Source organism: Paenibacillus sp. E222 (genome assembly GCF_013401555.1).
GTDB lineage: Bacteria > Bacillota > Bacilli > Paenibacillales > Paenibacillaceae > Paenibacillus.
Genome location: NZ_CP058552.1, coordinates 7,244,694 through 7,263,825, shown reverse-complemented (window position 1 = coordinate 7,263,825; position 19,132 = coordinate 7,244,694). Strand labels below are relative to the sequence as shown.

At 47.5% G+C, this 19,132-nt stretch carries 13 protein-coding genes; 8 read left to right on the top strand and 5 right to left on the bottom strand.

Translation table 11 applies throughout. The annotated features are described in order from the left end of the window. The first annotated feature begins 15 nt into the window (after positions 1-15). Both HW560_RS32425 and HW560_RS32420 read left to right on the top strand, forming a co-directional pair. Positions 16-3,291 carry a glycoside hydrolase family 48 protein gene (locus HW560_RS32425; RefSeq protein ID WP_090894061.1) on the top strand — a complete coding sequence of 1,092 codons (3,276 nt, stop codon included), beginning with the start codon at positions 16-18 and terminating at the stop codon, positions 3,289-3,291. A 424-nt stretch (positions 3,292-3,715) separates the two neighbouring features. Then, a complete protein-coding gene (locus HW560_RS32420) occupies positions 3,716-4,495 on the top strand; it encodes a C40 family peptidase (RefSeq protein ID WP_090894063.1) in 780 nt (259 codons plus the stop codon). A gap of 87 nt (positions 4,496-4,582) precedes the next feature. Here HW560_RS32420 and HW560_RS32415 read toward each other — a convergent pair whose 3' ends face one another. Next, entirely contained in the window at positions 4,583-5,488 is a 906-nt protein-coding gene (locus HW560_RS32415; protein WP_371129145.1) for an ArsR/SmtB family transcription factor, read from the bottom strand. A 182-nt stretch (positions 5,489-5,670) separates the two neighbouring features. On the opposite strand from HW560_RS32415, the gene HW560_RS32410 reads away from it, so the two are divergent. Next, a complete protein-coding gene (locus tag HW560_RS32410; RefSeq protein WP_090894068.1) occupies positions 5,671-7,176 on the top strand; it encodes an arabinosylfuranosidase ArfA in 1,506 nt (501 codons plus the stop codon). 355 nt (positions 7,177-7,531) lie between these two features. Here HW560_RS32410 and HW560_RS32405 read toward each other — a convergent pair whose 3' ends face one another. Next, complete coding sequence (locus HW560_RS32405; protein ID WP_179265602.1) at positions 7,532-8,305, bottom strand: MBL fold metallo-hydrolase; 774 nt, start codon at positions 8,303-8,305, stop codon at positions 7,532-7,534. Positions 8,306-8,432: 127 nt separating this feature from the next. Between HW560_RS32405 and HW560_RS32400 the strand changes: the two genes are divergently transcribed. After that, positions 8,433-8,864: an Lrp/AsnC family transcriptional regulator gene (locus tag HW560_RS32400; protein ID WP_179265601.1), complete on the top strand. Its 432-nt coding sequence runs from the start codon at positions 8,433-8,435 to the stop codon at positions 8,862-8,864. A gap of 13 nt (positions 8,865-8,877) precedes the next feature. Here HW560_RS32400 and HW560_RS32395 read toward each other — a convergent pair whose 3' ends face one another. The 3 genes from HW560_RS32395 to HW560_RS32385 all read right to left on the bottom strand — a co-directional run bounded on the left by HW560_RS32395 (position 8,878) and on the right by HW560_RS32385 (position 13,090). Then, positions 8,878-9,393: a hypothetical protein gene (locus tag HW560_RS32395; RefSeq protein WP_179265600.1), complete on the bottom strand. Its 516-nt coding sequence runs from the start codon at positions 9,391-9,393 to the stop codon at positions 8,878-8,880. 102 nt (positions 9,394-9,495) lie between these two features. Then, positions 9,496-11,241 (bottom strand): ABC transporter ATP-binding protein, encoded by a 1,746-nt coding sequence (locus HW560_RS32390; protein ID WP_179265971.1) that lies wholly within the window; start codon positions 11,239-11,241, stop codon positions 9,496-9,498. Positions 11,242-11,347: 106 nt separating this feature from the next. Then, positions 11,348-13,090 (bottom strand): ABC transporter ATP-binding protein, encoded by a 1,743-nt coding sequence (locus HW560_RS32385; protein WP_179265599.1) that lies wholly within the window; start codon positions 13,088-13,090, stop codon positions 11,348-11,350. Between the two features lie 357 nt (positions 13,091-13,447). Here HW560_RS32385 and HW560_RS32380 point away from each other — a divergent pair, with 357 nt between their 5' ends. The 4 genes from HW560_RS32380 (at position 13,448) to HW560_RS32365 (ending at position 19,102) form a co-directional block, all read left to right on the top strand. Then, positions 13,448-14,371 (top strand): S-layer homology domain-containing protein, encoded by a 924-nt coding sequence (locus HW560_RS32380; protein ID WP_179265598.1) that lies wholly within the window; start codon positions 13,448-13,450, stop codon positions 14,369-14,371. Between the two features lie 1,197 nt (positions 14,372-15,568). After that, entirely contained in the window at positions 15,569-16,540 is a 972-nt protein-coding gene (locus HW560_RS32375; protein WP_063564588.1) for an ABC transporter permease, read from the top strand. Between the two features lie 16 nt (positions 16,541-16,556). Further along, the gene (locus HW560_RS32370) at positions 16,557-17,465 is read left to right on the top strand and encodes a carbohydrate ABC transporter permease (RefSeq protein WP_179265597.1); all 909 of its coding nucleotides are present in this window, start codon (positions 16,557-16,559) and stop codon (positions 17,463-17,465) included. 41 nt (positions 17,466-17,506) lie between these two features. Then, positions 17,507-19,102: an extracellular solute-binding protein gene (locus HW560_RS32365; protein ID WP_109997973.1), complete on the top strand. Its 1,596-nt coding sequence runs from the start codon at positions 17,507-17,509 to the stop codon at positions 19,100-19,102. The last annotated feature ends 30 nt before the right edge of the window (positions 19,103-19,132 follow it).

Genomic DNA, 19,132 nt, shown 5'->3' with positions numbered 1-19,132 from the left:
CAGGGAGGTAAGTACATGTTGAAATCAGCTGCGAAAAAAAGTTTGACGGCCATGCTTGCAGGGACTGTAATGTTGACCGGATACTCCGGGTTATGGGCGGGCCCCCAAACGGCTTATGCCGAAGAGCAGACCATTGATGCTCAGGCGGATGGGATAAACGAAGCTCGATTTTTGCAATTGTATGATCAGCTGAAAGATCCGGCGAACGGTTATTTCTCTCCAGAAGGCCTTCCCTATCATTCCATTGAAACGCTGATGAGCGAGGCACCGGATTATGGACACATGACAACATCCGAGGCATATAGCTACTGGCTCTGGCTGGAAACAATGTATGGTCACTATACGGGAGATTGGTCTCAACTGGAAGCGGCTTGGGACAGCATGGAGAAATATATTATCCCGGTCAACGAAGGTGACGGGAAGGAAGAGCAGCCTACGATGAGCTCATACAACCCGAACAGCCCTGCTACCTATGCGGCGGAAAAACCTTTCCCGGACCAATATCCATCGCCACTTAATGGTCAATATGCAGCGGGTAAAGACCCAATTGATACCGAACTCAAGGCGACCTATGGTGACAATCAGACTTATCTCATGCACTGGCTGGTCGATGTGGATGATTGGTATGGATATGGCAACTTGCTGAATCCATCGCATACGGCTACCTATGTGAACACGTTCCAGCGTGGGGAGCAGGAGTCTGTGTGGGAAGCCATCCCGCATCCATCCCAGGATGATAAATCCTTTGGTAAGGCAAACGAAGGCTTCATGAGCTTGTTCACAAAGGAAAATCAGACACCGTCAGCGCAATGGCGTTACACGAACGCAACGGATGCCGATGCGCGTGCTATACAGGTGCTGTATTGGGCGAAGGAGATGGGATACAACAATACGGAATATCTGGATAAGGCGAAGAAAATGGGGGACTATCTTCGCTATGGCATGTATGATAAATACTTCCAAAAGATTGGAAGTGCCAAGAACGGTACACCAACTCCGGGTACAGGCAAGGATTCCAACATGTATCTCATGGCCTGGTATACGTCATGGGGCGGCGGCTTGGGTCAAGGTGGGGATTGGGCTTGGCGGATTGGAGCGAGTCATACCCATCAGGCATATCAAAATCCGGTGGCAGCCTATGCCTTGTCTGATCCGGCTGGCGGCTTGATTCCGAAATCAGCAACAGCCAAAGCAGATTGGAATGCTACGCTGAAACGTCAGCTTGAATTCTACACTTGGCTACAATCTCATGAAGGAGCTATCGGCGGGGGAGCAACCAACAGTATAGGCGGTTCATATGCAGCTTATCCGGCAGGAACAAGCACATTCTATGACATGGCCTATCAAGAAGCACCAGTATATCGTGACCCGGATTCCAACACCTGGTTTGGATTCCAGGCATGGCCGCTGGAGCGCGTGGCGGAGATGTATTACATTTTGGCCGAAAGCGGGGACCTCAGCTCCGAGAACTTCCAGATGGCCAAAAAAGTCATTACCAAGTGGGTCGACTGGGCCAAGGATTATGTGTTCGTTGATGAGCGTCCAGTGACGGATGCAGAAGGATATTATCTGAACGCGGCAGGTCAACGGATTCTTGGCGGTACCAATGTACAGGTTGCGACTACACCTGCACCGGGCGAATTCTGGATTCCAGGCAGCCAGGAATGGCAGGGGCAACCGGACAAATGGAACGGGTTCAGTTCCTTTACGAACAATCCTAATTTCCATGTGATAACCAAAGATCCTGCTCAGGATACAGGCGTGCTAGGAAGTTATATCAAAACCCTGACGTTCTTTGCAGCGGGAACTCAAGCCGAAGGTGGCGTACTCAGTGCCAAAGGTCAGGCAGCCAAAGATATGGCAGAGAAACTGTTGAACACGGCGTGGGATTACAATGATGGTGTGGGGATTGTGACCGAGGAAGTACGTAAAGACTACTTCCGCTTCTTCGCCAAAGAGATTTATATTCCGGCGAACTGGACAGGAACCTTCGGACAGGGTAACACGATACCGGGTACAGCCGGCGTACCTTCTGACCCGGCCAAGGGTGGTAATGGCGTATACATTGGTTATTCTGACCTGCGTCCAGCCATCAAGCAAGATCCGGCATGGGCTTATCTGGATAATCTGTACAAAACGTCTTATAATCCAACAACAAAAAAATGGGAAAATGGCGCACCAACCTTTACGTATCACCGTTTCTGGTCACAGGTGGATATGGCTACCGCGTATGGCGAATTTGATCGTCTCCTTGGTGACGCAGGAGGCCCTGGGGTCCAAGTGCCAGCAGCTCCGGCCGGTCTGACAGCTGCAGCAGGCAGTGAGCAGGTTGTTCTGAACTGGACCGCATCCACGGGTGCAGCTTCTTACACGGTAAAACGTGCAGAGGTGAACGGTGGCCCGTATACTTCCATAGCAACAGGGGTTACCGGTTCGACCTTCACGGATACAGGACTGACGAATGGAAAAACGTACTATTATGTATTGACGGCAGTGAATACTGCTGGTGAATCTGCACCTTCTGCTCAAGCCTCTGCAACACCGCAAGCGGGAACTTCCATACCGGGCGTGTTAACCCTTACGGGAACGGCAGGCGATAGTCAGGCTGTGCTGACATGGACCGCATCGACCGGAGCTGCAAGTTACAAGGTACAACGCTCGGTAGCAGGTGGAGCCTACGCCGATCTGGCTGCAGGTCTGACGGCACTGACATACACGGATGCCACGGCAGTGAACGGTACTGCATACAATTACCGAGTGGTGGCAGTGAATGCAAGCGGGCAGACCTTGTCCAATGTAGTGACGGTGACACCAACAGCGCCTCCTGTAACAACAGGTGCACTTGAAGTGCAATATCGCAATGGCGGTTCAGGGACGTCAGGCAATGCGGTGACCCCGCAGTTCAATATCAAGAACACAGGCACGACAGCAGTAGATCTGAGTCAGGTGAAGGTGCGGTATTACTTTACGAAGGATAGTGCATCCGATCTGAGTTTCTGGTGTGATTACGCTCAGGTTGGAAGCGCCAACGTTGAAGCTCAATTTGTGACGGTAGATCCGGCCAAAGGCACAGCGGATACGTATCTGGAGATTGGTTTTAAATCCGAAGCAGGCAGTCTGGCTGCGGGAGCAGAGACGGGAATTATCCAAGGTCGCTTCTCGAAGAACAACTGGACGAATTTTGATCAGACCAATGACTATTCCTTCGATGCGACCAAAACGGCCTTCAGCGCCTGGAATAAAGTGACCGCTTATATTGGCGGAGTCAATGCTTGGGGTATTGAGCCATAATTAATTCATATTGAAACGAGTATAGCCGGGGAGATATCTCCGGCTTTTTTGTGATGATTTTAGGAGTATAGGTTTGGATAATCGAGAAATGAATCATAGTAATGTTTACCAAATATAGAATTTAAATATTAAAATATAGGTCATATGTCGCATGTCCCAAGTGATGATGGGTTTAGGCCTCATTTCTGCGTAAAACGAAGCACAGCAAATAGTTACAATAATTTAACCTTTGAAAAAGAAGAGATTTGCGGCAGTTTTAGCCAACGGGTGTGAGAAGTTTCCCTGATTCTTAGTGCTCAAGCCTGCCTGATTGAATACAGGACTTTGGACTGATGATCGTTATGGACAGCCCGTTTTACAATGGGGCAAGCCCGGCGAATGAGGCCAGGTTAAAATTCTGTAACATCAGGGGGAACACGACATCATGAACTGGAAAAGCAAGATCATTACTGCAAGTGTAACAGCAACGATGCTGATGGGAAGTCTGACAACAGGAGCATTAACGACACCTGCATCGGCAGCCGCAGTTGAAAATTCAAAAGTTAAAGTCATCTGGGGAGTAAATTTGCGTACGTCACCATCTTCTTCCGCAAGCATTGTTCGTTTGGTGCCAAAAGGGGAGACCATTACGGTACTGCAAAAATCCGGATCAGGCTGGTATAAAGTTACGGACTCCGGTAAGCGGACAGGATACATATCTTCTTCTTCAAAATATACACAAGCCGTGAAAGGCAACACGACAACAGGAAGTTCAGTTACAGGCAGTGCTTCTGTAGAGAAAGTCATAGCGGCTGGCATGAAGTATTGGGGAACGCCTTATGAATTTGGGGCAAGTCGTAACAGTACGGCTACGTTTGATTGCTCAAGCTTTGTCCGCCAGGCATTTATCGATGCACTTGGAATCAAGCTTCCATCCGATTCGCGTAAACAAGGTGCTTATGTGAAAGCCAACGGTACCGTTCAGACCAATTGGAAAAATCTGAAGCGTGGTGACCTGATGTACTTTATGTCCTACAAAGGCAGTTCGGCTTCATCGTATTCTAGTGTTAACAAATCCACTGCTACGATTACCCACACGGGAATTTATCTGGGTGACGGCAAAATACTGCACACCTATTCCAACGCTGGCGGCGGTGTAACGATTAGTGATATCTCCGGCAAACATTGGGAGTACCGTTTCCTGTTTGGTGGAAGTGCACTTTAAGTTCCAGCATGCTTATTAAATAATGACCACATATAGAACCTTCCATCTCTGCCTATACGGGGGATGGAAGGTTCTTTTTGTTGTTTATTAGTCCTGGTAGTACAGACGGAACAGAATATCCTGATCATAGTTGCCGAATCCTTGACCATACAACGTCAGCCCGCCCACATGCTGCGCATCTTCCTCCACGGAGAGGCGCAATGTCCACTGATTACGTTCCACGGGAATATCGGCAAGCGTAACTTCGGACATATGCTGTCCATCAATAAATGTGCCTTCATGGGTGATCCGCAGCACCTTGAGCATGCCATATTGATTGACACTGTCGCTCCACCAATCCGGGGTAAACATGCCTCGTCCATTTCCCGAATCTCCAGGACTTGTCCATTCACCGAGTCGAATACCATTGAGCATGAATGTAATATCCGAAGGCCAGTTCGGGTTGACCGAAGGGGCCTCTGAACCTATCTCAAGTGACAATTCAATGGCACTGATCTGTTGGCCTAACAAGATATAGTTTGGAATTTTGTATTCCACGAAGCCGCGTCCAAACCAGAGAATATGGGCATGCATTCGCTCGGGATCCAGAAAATAGCGTGGATCATCATACTGTCCAATGACGTGATCGGATGTAGCCAGTCCACAAGTTGGATACACATCAAAATGGGTGTAATGCCCGACTGGGATTGCTACTTCATGAAGCTTGCGGGTGGTACCCGTTTCCTGTGGCATGGAGATGCCAATCCAGTCGACAGCGAGGCTGTTCATTTTGTGCGTGCCGCCATCCTTGCGAATCATTTTGGATTGAATGATGCCCACATCCTGAAGCTTGCGAACATGCATGGTTACGATTGCACTGCTCAGGCCGAGTGATGCCGCAATGTCCTTCACGTTCATTGGGGTCTCCGCGACAAGCCTGATAATCTGCAGACGGACTTCACTCGCGAGTGCTTCGTAAAGGGGCAGCCATTCTGCATCGGTATTTGCTCTAATCACATCTGTTCCTCCATTTTTGATTTATAGAATTAAGTTAAACATAAATCCAGTCAAAAGAATAACATTTTGCAAAATTCAGGTTGAAATTGCTGCCATAATCGATTTTAATATAAATATGAACGTTGATCCATAGATTATCAATTAATTTTTATATTAATCTTAGGGAGCTGAACTTCACGATGGAAAAAGCAAAAATGACGGTAGACAAGGATTTCACAGTTGGCGTAGTTGATAAACGTTTATACGGTTCATTTATTGAACATCTGGGACGTGCCGTATACGGTGGAATATATGAGCCAGGTCATCCTACAGCGAATGAAGCGGGCTTCCGTGGTGATGTGCTGGAGATGGTTAAGGAGCTGCAGGTTCCGATTGTGCGGTATCCTGGCGGTAACTTTGTATCCGGTTACAACTGGGAAGATTCGGTTGGGCCTGTATCTGAACGCAAACGAAGACTGGAACTAGCCTGGAGAACAATCGAGACCAATGAATTCGGGTTTAACGAATTTGTGGATTGGTCCAAACAGGCGAATTCGGAAGTGATGATGGCCGTCAACTTGGGAACACGGGGTGTAGACGCAGCCCGCAACATCGTGGAGTACAGCAATCATCCGGAAGGTTCCTATTATAGTGATTTGCGTATTAAACATGGATACAAAGAGCCTCATGCCATCAAAACCTGGTGCCTAGGCAACGAAATGGACGGTCCGTGGCAGATTGGTCACAAAACAGCAGAAGAGTATGGACGGATTGCACTTGAAGCGGCAAAAGTGATGAAGTGGACAGACCCGACGATTGAGCTGGTCGCTTGCGGAAGTTCATCCCTCGGTATGCCATCCTTCCCGGAATGGGAAGCAACTGTGCTGGATCATACGTATGATCATGTTGAATATCTGTCGCTTCACCAGTATTACGGTAATGCTGAGCAGGATACGCCAACATTCCTTGCGCGTTCCCTTGAGATGGATCGTTTTATTGAGACGGTAAAAGCGACCTGTGATTATATCAAAGCGAAGAAGCGCAGCAAGAAGACGATGTTCCTTTCCTTTGATGAATGGAATGTCTGGTACCACTCCAATGAAAGTGACAAGAAGCTGGACCCATGGCAGATTGCTCCGCCACAGCTGGAGGACGTATACAACCATGAAGATGCACTGCTTGTGGGCTGTATGCTGATCAGCATGCTGAAACATGCGGACCGAGTCAAGATGGCATGTCTGGCGCAGCTCGTCAACGTGATCGCTCCAATCATGACGGATAATGGCGGTGCTGCATGGAGACAGACGATTTTCTATCCGTTCATGCATGCTTCCGTGTTCGGACGTGGAACAGCACTTGTGCCGTTGATTCAGTCACCGAAATATGATACCAAACAAATTACGGATGTTCCTTATCTGGAGGGCATTGCGGTGCATAACGAGGAGCAGGGTGAAGTAACTGTGTTTGCCGTGAACCGTCATCTGGAAGAATCACTTCCGCTTGAAGTGGATCTGCGCAGCTTTGGAAAGTGCCGCTTGATTGAGCATATTGTGCTGGAAAGTGATGATCTAAAAGCAGCCAATACCGCAGCACAGCCGAATCGCGTTGCTCCGCATAATCGTGGTGATGCAGAAGTATCAGATACATTGATCACGGCAAGCCTGGCCAAAGCATCGTGGAACGTAATCCGATTGAAAGTCCAATAGTAGATCAGGAAGATTCATGCGGGTTGCACCGGGAATAAAGGGAACAACGGAACACAGGGCACTCCGATGGCAGAATGATCCCGTATTTCTGTGATATTAATAAGAAAAAAGGCTGGATGCGAGTTTATACGCATCCAGCCTTTTTTCGTGATATAAAAACGTGTACTATTTCGCCATATAGAGTGTCCCGGGTTCCTTAGATGTTTGGACAAACAGCAACCCTAGACAGTTAACTAACATTATTCGCTAAACTTTGGAATTCCGATGAAATATTCAAAACAGGCAGTCCCTTATATTCGCGCATACTTAAGACCCGGAGACTGCCTTTTCGGCATAACATGTCTCAACGAAAATTTTACTCCAACCCGGCTCCCGGCCCAAACACAAAACTCTCGCCATCGCGTGGAATGAGCACCTGTCCGTCCAATTGTTCGGATGCCAGATAACTGGCGAGGTCCATCCGGGACATCATGCAATGGTTAATGGCGTCCATATGCACAGCAATGACATGAGCATCCGGCGCATGGCGTTTCACTTCAGCTACGTCAGGTCCGTCCATCGTGATCGGATCTCCTTGCAGGAAGCGGGCACCGCCGGCATTCACCACAATCACCTCAGGTTGATATTGACGAATGGCCTCGGCTGGCTCTTCACACCAGATGGTATCCCCGGCGATATAGGCGACAGGTTCTTCGTCAGCTTCCAATACAAAACCAGACACCTTGCCCATACGTTCGCCGATTTCTCCGGTTCCATGTTGTCCTGAAGTGCGGGCCAAACGTACAGAATGATACTCATGTTTCTCATTCACGGCGGTAACGTTGGTAAATCCGGCTCCAGTGAACACGGCCTCATCTCCTGGCTGGCACAGCAGAGGTACATCCTTGCGGAGCTGCTTCGCTGCTGCTTCATCCCAGTGATCGGGGTGAGTATGCGTAACGATCACCAGATCCGGATTCACATAATCCGTTTCCGTCTCGGGTAAGGAGACTCTAGGATTGCGTAACTCATTGGGTGTGTTCGGGAAAGCAGGCATTACTTCTTTATCCATCAACATGGGATCAACCAGTATATTCAGACCCCCATATTCCAACCATAATGTAGCATTACGAATCAATTGAATTTTCATTGAAGCTGCACTCCTTCGGGAATTAATGTTATTATCCTATATGTTATACAACCCGTTTATGGGCGTAAATAACACACTGAAAGAAAACAGACCACTTTAATTTCAAGTTGAAAGGATTGCAAAATAGATGAATGAGACGATTGATGATACAGATATACGCATACTGAAATGCCTGATCCAGGACGCCAAACGCTCTCATAAAGAGATCGGCGAAGAGGTGCATTTGACCGGACAGGCTGTAGGTGCGAGAGTACGCAAGCTGCATGATCTGGGTGTTATTGAAGGGTATACGGTAAAATGGAACCCGGAACGCCTTGGCTTGGGCCTGCAGGCATTTGTAACGATTTTTCTGAATTCCGGCGACCGGCATGCCGCCTTCCGTGAATTTATGGCTGCACGTGAAGACATCGTGGAGGTTCACCGTGTCAGCGGAGAGGGCTGTTATCTGATGATCGTACGCACAGGAACAATGGAGCAGCTTGGCAGTTTGCTGGAAGACATTTTGCCGTATGGGAATTATAGAATGAACCTGTCTGTTGGTATCGAAAAGTCTGAATAATGTGAACTGGATTTCAGATGTGGTGTTGCTGTTTCTCGCGCAGCGTCTCCTGCAGAAGGCCAACTGCTCGACTGAGCTCTTTTTTGGTTAGCAAATGATCGGTCTGGATATGACGCCGGGTGCCGTTTTTCAAATACAGGGCAATCATGGGGGAAGCAGACAATATCCATTTGCTGAAGGCGGGAGAGGCAAGCTCAATTTTACGAATCTCATTCCAGGGAATGGTCCGTTTAAGGATACGAAGCCCTTCATCATTCCAGGATAATAACACAGGAGAACTCGCGATTGCGCGGGCTAGAAACATAAAAAATAAAGGCCCGATAAACCACATGCCAAGAATGGCTGCGATGGAATAATACAATGTCTCCAGTTGTTCAGCGTGATCTTCATAGATGATCCATAACAGGGTGACACATAACAGCAAGAACAGAAGACATATTGCTCCTTTCCATATCGCCGTGAAGCGGCGATAGCCAATCTGTCGATGCTCCAGCTTCGACTCTGATAATTTATATATTTCAGGTTTCATAAATACGCCTCCTTAACATCATTTCCCAGAAAATATACAAACATGCCGCCTGCATCGCAGAGCGGCACGTTTAACGTTATTTACCCCATTTGGCTCGATGAGCTAGCCAGAAATAGCTGAATCATTACCGGCTTCACGCGCATGGGTGTAAAGATCAGCATATACCCCTTCAGCATCGATCAACTTCTGATGCGAGCCTTCCTCGACAATCTCACCATTCTCCATAACGAGAATCCGATCTGCATGCATGACTGTAGAGAGACGATGCGCAATAACAATCGTTGTTCTTCCCTGAGAGACGGATTCCAGCGCCTGTTGTACCAATTGTTCGGTATGCGAATCCAGATTCGCGGTTGCTTCATCCAGGATAAGCACTCGGGGCTGAAAGACCACGATTCGGGCAAACGATATCAGTTGACGTTCTCCGGCGGACAGACCGCTTCCGCGTTCGGAAAGACGAGTATCATACCCTTGCGGCAGACGTGAAATCATGGCATGTGCTCCGACGAAACGGCAGGCCTGAATAGCCTGCTCTCTCGTAATATCCTCGCGGAACATTCGTACATTGTCAATGATGGAGCCTGAGAAGAGGAATGGTTCCTGCTGGATCAGCCCAACGATCCGATGAAGATTGGCTTGCGGGAAATGGCGAATGTCTACGCCATCGATCTCAATGCTGCCCTGATTCACATCGTAAAAGCGATTGAGCAGGGAGATCAATGTACTTTTGCCAGCTCCTGTAGTGCCTACAATGCCCACCATTTCACCCGGATAAAGATGCAGATTCATATGCTGAATCAGGGGGCGATCTGCCCGATAGCCGAACGAAACATCATTAAAATCAATCTGTCCCATCACATTCCGTGGTTCAAGTGTGGAGGCAGTTCCGGGTATAGGGTCAGCGACTTCCGGACGGGTACTCAGAATGTTCCAGATGCGATCCATGGATACGGTGGTCGACTGGAATGTGTTCCACTGCATGGTAATCTGGTTAATCGGCTGGAAGAACTGACGGATGTAACTGATAAACGCATAGAGCACACCCACCTGCAATGATTCGCCCAGCACGGCACGTCCTCCAAGCCATACCATCATAACAAGCGCCGCATTGCCAAGGATATCAAACGTCCGGTTGAATATAACATTCGAACGAGCTTGTGTGATGTTGGCCTTCAGGTGAAGTTGGTTCTGTTCCGTGAATCGTTTCTTCTGCTCTTCTTCCTGGTGGAACGCCTGGATCAGAAACATGCCGGACAGGTTCTCTGCCGTGAATGCAATCAAACGGGAGAGACGAGTTCGGGCATTCTGATAAGCTCTGCGCAGCTGGCTCCGAAATAATACCGCAACGATGGCGATTACAGGCAACACGATGAGGGAGTATCCCGCGAGTACCGGATCGAGCTGGAACATAAAGACGATAATGAGCACCAGCATCATGCCATCCCGGATGAGACTAAGCAGTACCTGGGTGAAGAAACTGCTGATCGTTTCCGTATCACTGGATACATTCGTCACCAGACTGCCGATATGGAAGCGATCAAAGAAAGACATTGACATTTTGGAGATATGCTTGAACAGGTCTTTACGAATGCGAGAGACGATGTTCTGACCGACATGCTGCAGCAGATTGTTTTGTACATAGGTAAAAATAAAGCTGATTACAGCCAGCCCCAAAAAGATAGCTGCCAACTGGACAAGGAAACCTACACTAGTCTGACCAATTGCCAGATGATCATCGATCGCGATCTTCACCAGGTAAGGCTGAAGCAAATCGGCGGAGATGCCGAGCAGCGAACAGAAAAAAATACCTGCAAAGGCCCATTTATGGGGTTTGGCGTAGGACATCATCGCTTTGAAGGAAGTGCGCTTACTCTGGTCTGCGCCTGCATCGGAACCGGACCCATGCCCTGACGGTGCTTGTGCTCCGGCATCTGAACGAACTTCAGCGTTACGATCAGTCATGATGTAATCCCTCCTCCTGCAAACGATAGGTTGCAGCATATAATCCTTTTGCGGCCATCAGACCTGCATGTGTTCCCTGTTCAGCGATTCGGCCTTCATCCAGAACGATTATTTCGTCGGCATGACGGACCGCACTTATCCTGTGAGAGATAATCAGCGTTGTTTTTCCTTTGCCGATCTCACGAAGGCTGCGCAGAATGCCACTTTCGGTGACGGCATCCACAGCACTCATACTGTCATCCAGAATGAGCACCTGCGCTTTTTTGATTAACCCCCTCGCCAGACTGGTGCGCTGACGCTGACCGCCAGACAACGTGAGTCCGCGTTCACCCAGCAGGGTATCGAACCGATCGGGGAACCGGATAATGTTCTCGTATATCATCGCTTGTCGTGCACTGTGCTCTACGGTGTCCAGCGGAACCTCACGGTCGCTAAAAGCGATATTGTCCCGAATGGTTGTACTGAACAGGAACCCATCCTGCGGTACATAGGCAATACGGGATCGCAGACTTTCCAGCGACAGCTGCCGGATGTCGGTTCCGTTAATACGGATCGTGCCTTCAGGCGGCTCATATGTACGCAGCAATAGCTTCACAAAAGTACTTTTACCAGAACCTGTTTTGCCCACAATGCCCACAGTTCGTCCTGCCTGGATATTCAGACTGATGTTTTTGAGCGCAGGGGATAAACTGCCGGGATAGGAAAAGGACAGATTCTCTATCGTAATGTCGTTCACGGCTTTGAGACTTGTCGCATTGGGAAGCTCGCGCACGTCAGGCACTTCAGTCAACAGATCATTTACCCGCTCCAGTGATGCTCCAGAACGCTGCATGGTGTTGATCACATTACCGATTTGTTGAAGCGGTCCCATGATGATCCGCAAGTATAACGTCAATGCAACAAAACTTCCGAGTGTAATGGAGTTCTGCATCGTCAAAATTCCGCCAACAAGAAGGGAGACAACCAGTGAAATGGCACCCAGCAGCGGTAACAAGGCCTGAAATAGAGAGGACAGACGAACGAGCCGCAGCTGCTTGCTTTTGATTGCATCTACTGTGAGCCCGAATCGTTCACGGGCGCTGTCTTCAATGGCAAATGTTTTGGTTACACGAATACCACCCAGCTGTTCCTCTGCGGATTCCGTCATCGTTGCAAGAGCATCCTGCACATCACGAGAGCGCTTGCGAATTCGCGGACCGAAAAAAACGACCAGAAAGGGAATGGCCAGCAAAGGCACAATACTGATCAGAATAAGTCTCATCGGGATTCCGCTGAGCAGCATCATCACGATACAGGATAATAACAGGAATGTAGCATTGGTCATCATGGTGACGCCGTTGGAGATGGCTTCACGTACCGAGGTGACATCATTCATGACGTAACTGAGCAGTTTCCCATTTCCCTGTTTGGAAAAATAGTGCTCGCTGAGTTCGGAAAACTTGCCGAAAATACGCTCACGTGTCATAAATTCGAAGCGGCGTCCAAGCTTCATGATCATGAATTGCCCGGTACCGAACAGCAGATTATAAGCGATGGCAATAGCCAAAAGCGAAAGACTGTACCGGATGACTGTATTCATCTGAAATGTGTTCTGCATGAGCTGATCTGTGAAGCTGCCTAGAATTCGGGGCAAGGACGCCTGACCTACATTGGAGGCAATAATCAGTAGTACAGCGAACAGATATACGGGCCAGTTGGCAATGACATAGCCTCGTAGTAATCCTTTCTTGGACATAAGATTTGTTCTCCTTTGTTCAGGGTGAAAGTTGGTTCGGAAGCGGAGTCAAGAAAAGGGCCGACACCTGATAATAGCGCGTCGTGCCCTCTTACTTTATGCGATCGGGTTTGCTGTTTATCCGTCATTCCATAGAATTCTCTATTCTTATTTTTGCGCTAATCGGTAAGGAAGTCAACGAAGCAAGCAAGCATAATGGAAAGAAAGCAGATCAGCGCCCACAGGGTGAGGGTATATGCAGTATTTCCGTCATTTATTCACCAGATGTCGATTTTACTGAAACATTTCCGGAGAGTCTCCCGTCTGTAGGATTGAAGAGGTCAAAAATGGGTTTACTAAATATGGAGGTGCCAAGAAATGAAACATAAAAAAGGATTGGCTGCAACGCTTGCGCTCTGCGTGTCTTTGACGGCAGGAGGTGCATCGGTACTTGCGTTTTCGGATGTAAAAGATGAAGGACAAAAAACGATTGTGGACTCGTTACATGCCAAAGGTATTGTTAATGGAGTAACGGCGGATCTATTCCGTCCGGATCTCGCATTGTCTGAGCCACAGGGTGTTCAACTGATCGTGAACGCTTTTGGTCTGAAAAATGAATACGCTGCCGCTTCGGCACAAAATAAAATTAGTCCAACGACTTGGTACGCCGATGCCGTTCAGGCTGCAACACAGAATGGTCTGTCCATTCCGGTGGAGCTGAATCCACAGGCCAAAATGACGCGTGAGCAGTTTGCCATTTTGCTCCTTGAAGGGATTAACACAACCGGAGAATATCCGGTCATCATGCTGTATAATGATATTAAAGACGAAAATAAAATCGGTAAGGACGCCAAATCTGCGGTCCAGAACCTGCTGAACATGGACATCATTGAACTGGATAAGGACGGAAACTTCCGTCCAGATCAGTCGCTTACCCGTATGGAGGCTGCAAGCATGATCTTCAATGCACTTGAGTTTGTAGATAAGCACGGCAATGGCGGATCGGCAGAACCTACTCCAACGAATCCAGGCGAAGGCCAACAGGGGATTGTGCCTACCGTGACATCTACCAAAGTGGATGACAAGACGGTAAAAGTTAAACTGACCGCACAAATGCCTCATCCTGGTTATGGATTGAAGATTGAAGATGTGAAACTGGAGAAGGATGGACGTGCCATTGTGCTGTATACGATTATCCAACCTGACCCGGACATGATGTATCCAATGGTGATTACCGATGTAACCGCAGAGACAGACATTCCAACAGGATACACGGCAGAAGCACAGCCTTCTGGAAAATAATCAAGTCTTGCCAGCGTGCTTCGATCCTTGATCGGAGCGCGCTTTTTTTTGATTTCTTTCTGAAACCGACGATCGATATGAAGTATTTGCTAGGGAGATCACCGGTCTTTCAGTCCGAATCGTTTGTAGTCCGACTGAAATGTAATGATTCTATTTGTTTGTGTTATGTTTTATAACTCAAAATAATTTAAAAAATGGAATTAAGCTAAAATATGTAATGTTAAATGACATTAGAATTGTCGTTTATAAGATCTAAATCAATATCTATATAGGCGATAAAGCCGCTTCGTGTTAACGGAGCTGCTTTTTTTTGGCCTGATTCGGAAATTATCATTCATTCCAGCTCCCCATGTCATGTGCAAAATCAACATATATGACTGGATATATCCAGTGTTTATCTACGTTTATGCACATTGTAGTCAAGGATAAAAACGACATATTTACCGAGACGGGAAGAAACTCATAGAATAAAGCCAAGCCATAAGGGAGCTTGATGCAGGTGGTAAATGTATGGTAGATAATATTACATTAATATGTTTGAATTAAATCTATCCTTATTACTTTTCTAAGCATCAAGAGAAAAAAAGGCACGCCTCGCCCATTACGAGAGCAGACCGGAAAGACATTGCAAGGACCAATGCATGAGGAGGAGGTCGAAACACAGCAGCAATGAAGAGAAACTTCTATTACATTCAAGATGGCGATGCGCTAAACTTGCTAAGACCTTGCGACCTGTACGACCGATGTGAATCCAGAATGCGACCTGCATACATCGAATACCTTTTTCCTAAACATATGTGGGTTTTGACTTTAAGGTCTGTTGCTCAACTTTTATTCAGATCTGACATCTCTAAAGATTATGCGAAGCTACTCCGAACGACAATTTCAAGAGGGAAATGGGTCAAATTCCACATGTTTTACTTCTCCAAAATGACAATGACAAGCTGGGACCATAAGTGTAAACCCCCGTTGTAACAGTACTTTCCGTGTTTTTAAGAGTGAGGATCGAAATAGCATATTTACGGATTCGAAAATGATTCATAAACTCAGTATGTAAGCGTTACCAAATTGTGAGGGAAACAAGGGCCTCGCATGATAGAAATGTGGTCCGGGACTCATTCCTTACATTTGAACAGGAGTGTTTCGCTCTTCTTACAAAACGGACGGATTTTCATTTAGAAAAGGAGGAAACAACTGATGCAGCCAGAAGGGAAGTCCGCCTTGTCGCAAAACCTATCGGTATACACGATTCCGAACCGCAAGAAAAATAAATTATGGAGAAGGATGATTCGAAACTGGGAGTTGTATCTGTTTATCGCGCCAGCATTTCTATACTTTCTGATTTTTCATTACGGGCCGATGTACGGCATACAAATTGCATTCAAAAACTTTATCCCGACGCTTGGTGTTACGGGAAGCCCGTGGGTTGGGTTCGATCATTTTATCCGCTTCTTTAATTCGTATTATTTCTGGGATTTGTTATGGAATACCCTCAGTATCAGCTTGTATGAGCTGGCTATAGGTTTTCCGCTGCCGATCATTCTGGCGTTAGCCTTCAATGAAGTAAAGGACTCCTTCTTCAAACGTACCGTACAGACGGTCACGTATGCACCGCATTTTATTTCGGTCGTTGTCATGTCGGGTATGATTATTACCTTCTTGTCGCCTTCGTCAGGCATGATTGTCAATTTGGTGGAGGCTCTTGGATTTCAGGCCCCTCAATTTCTGACGGACCCTGCGTGGTTCAAGACGGTGTACGTACTCTCAGGAGTCTGGCAGAGTGCAGGCTGGGGTACCATTATATATCTTGCAGCCCTCTCAGGTGTGGATCCGCAATTGCATGAAGCTGCCGTGGTGGATGGTGCGAGCCGGTTTAAACGAATTCTGCATATTAACATTCCAGCGATCATCCCTACGATCACCATTTTGTTAATTCTGAATATGGGCAGTATTTTGGGCGTGGGATTCGAGAAAATCTTGCTGCTGCAAAATCCGTTGAACATGGGTTCATCCGATGTCATCTCGACATTTGTCTATCGGTCCGGTCTGGTCGATGCACAGTACAGTTTCTCCACAGCTGTAGGATTGTTCAACTCGGTCGTTAATGCGATTTTGCTGATTACGGTGAACCAAATTGCACGTCGCACCAGTGAAAACAGCTTGTGGTAAAAGGAGGGGAAAACACATGTCAACCGCGGTTAAGGAAAGCAGAAGCGATAAAGTGTTCTTATGGTGCAACTACATCTATCTGACGATAGCACTCATCATTGTGCTTTACCCGCTGTTATACATCATTAGCGCCTCAATCAGTGATCCCAAATTTGTAAGCTCCGGCGAGATGTGGCTGCTACCCAAAGGAATTACGTTTGAAGGGTATGCCCGCGTCTTTGAGAACACCAACATCTGGATTGGGTACAAAAATACGATCATCTATACCGTCGTAGGTACACTCGTCAACCTGATGGTCACTCTTCCGGCAGCCTACGCGCTCAGCCGTTCTGATTTTGTGGGACGTGGATTCTTCATGGCCATGTTTATGGTAACGATGTTTTTCAGCGGAGGGCTTGTCCCGAGTTACTTGCTGGTTAAGGATCTTGGTATGGTGAACAGCATGTGGGCGCTTATTCTGCCAGGAGCTGCATCCATCTGGAATATTATCGTATGCCGTACGTTTTTCCAATCGACTATTCCCAAGGAGCTGCAGGAAGCGGCCCATATCGACGGATGTACAAACACCCGGTTATTCATCCGAATTGTGCTTCCGCTCTCCATGCCGATCATTGCTGTAATGGCGCTCTTCTACGGGGTCGGACACTGGAACAGCTATTTCAGTGCCATGATCTATTTAAACGATTCCTCGAAGTATCCGCTGCAGCTCTTTCTTCGCCAAATCCTGGTACTTCAGGAGATGGCAGCACAGGGCGGGGGAGCGATCGATACCTCTTCAGCAACGGCGATGAATTCCAAAGCGGAAATTGCTGCGTTGGTCAAATATGCCGTCATTATTGTTTCAACCTTACCTGTGATTGCGATTTATCCATTCCTTCAGCGTTACTTTGTGCAGGGTGTTATGATCGGTTCCGTCAAGGGATGATCTTAAACCATAATCCACACTAAAAAAGGGGAGTTGTTGTCATGAAAAAGCTTCGCAAGGCTTCATCCATTGTACTCTGCCTCACCCTATCCGCAGCATTGCTTGCAGCTTGTGGTTCCAATGAAGATGGAGGTTCTGCGACTTCAACTGTCGAAGGGGTCAAAAAAGAAGGATTCCCGATTGTGGACAAACCACTTACATTAAAGGTCATGTCCCAGGATGCGGGGGTAGCCGACTGGAACACGATGCCAGTCCTGCAAGAGATGGAGAAATTGTCAGGCATCAAGCTGGAGTATCAACTTTCGCCGATCGACAGCTTTGAAACCAAGAAGAACCTGGTATTCGCAAGTGGCGATTTACCGGATATGTTCTATGCTGCGGATCTCAAGCCAGCTGAGCAGGTTACTTATGGAACTCAAGGCATTCTGATCCCACTGGAAAAATACATTGATGAGGGTTATGCCCCGAATATTAAGAAGATTCTCGACGAAAACCCGGATGTTCGCAAATCATTTACAACGCCTGACGGACATATGTATGCACTGCCATTTATTGATACGGCTGCCGTGTGGTACAGAGGCCCGATGTGGTATAACGGGGAATTCCTAAAAGCACTTAATGTAGAGGAGCCTAAGACTACGGAGGAATTATATACGTACCTGAAGCGTGTTAAGGAAGAAGACCCTAACGGCAACGGTCAACAAGATGAAATTCCGCTTACTTCTGTAAAACTGGACGATCTTCGTATGTACTTCTTCGGATTCTGGGGGATGTACAACGAAGGAATCTACGCGGATAAGGACGGAAAAGTTCACTATCCTTATCAAGAAGAAGGTTACAAAGGTTATCTGACGTTCATGAACCGCTTGTGGAAAGAAGATTTGCTGGATCATGAGACCTTCTCCCAAACAGGCGATCAGAAAAAAGCAAAAGGCGAAAGCAACAAGCTTGCGCTGTTCAACGACTACCATCCATACTTCACACTCGGCGGCGAGCCTAGCACGAAGCATCCGCTGATGACACCCGTGAAGAGTGAGATCGCAGACTCACCTGTATACGGTAAACACCCAGGCATATCGGCACGTGGAACCTTTGCTATTACGAGCAGCAACCCGTCCCCTGAGGCAACCATGCGTTGGATCGATTATATGTACAGCTATGATGGGGCGACCCTGTTCAATCAAGGTCCTGAAGGTCTGCTGTGGAAATTCAAAGACAAGGAAAATCTCGTAAAAGAGTGGCTGCCTGTTCCTGGTGGCGGGGATCGTGAGGAATATCGCGGTAAAATTACGCCGAACTATGGCATTTTGACACCGGGTATTAATGATCCGGATATAGCGAAAGGTCTTCGAACCGAATTTGATGAATGGCTTGACCAGCAGAATCAAGAGAAGTTGGTGCCTATCGGAAAATCACCATTCCCTAACGTTTATTTAACAAATGAAGAGCAAAGCGAAGCGACCGCTTTATTATCTGATCTGGATACGTACGTCAAGCAGATGGAAGCGAAGTTCGTAACAGGCCAAGAGCCGCTTGAGAACTGGGATAAGTATATTGCACAGATCAAAAAAATGGGCAGCGACCGTATCGTTGAACTGTATCAAGGGGCCTACGATCGCTGGAACACAGGCCAATAAGAACAAGGATTCCAGAAAGAGGTGTGAACA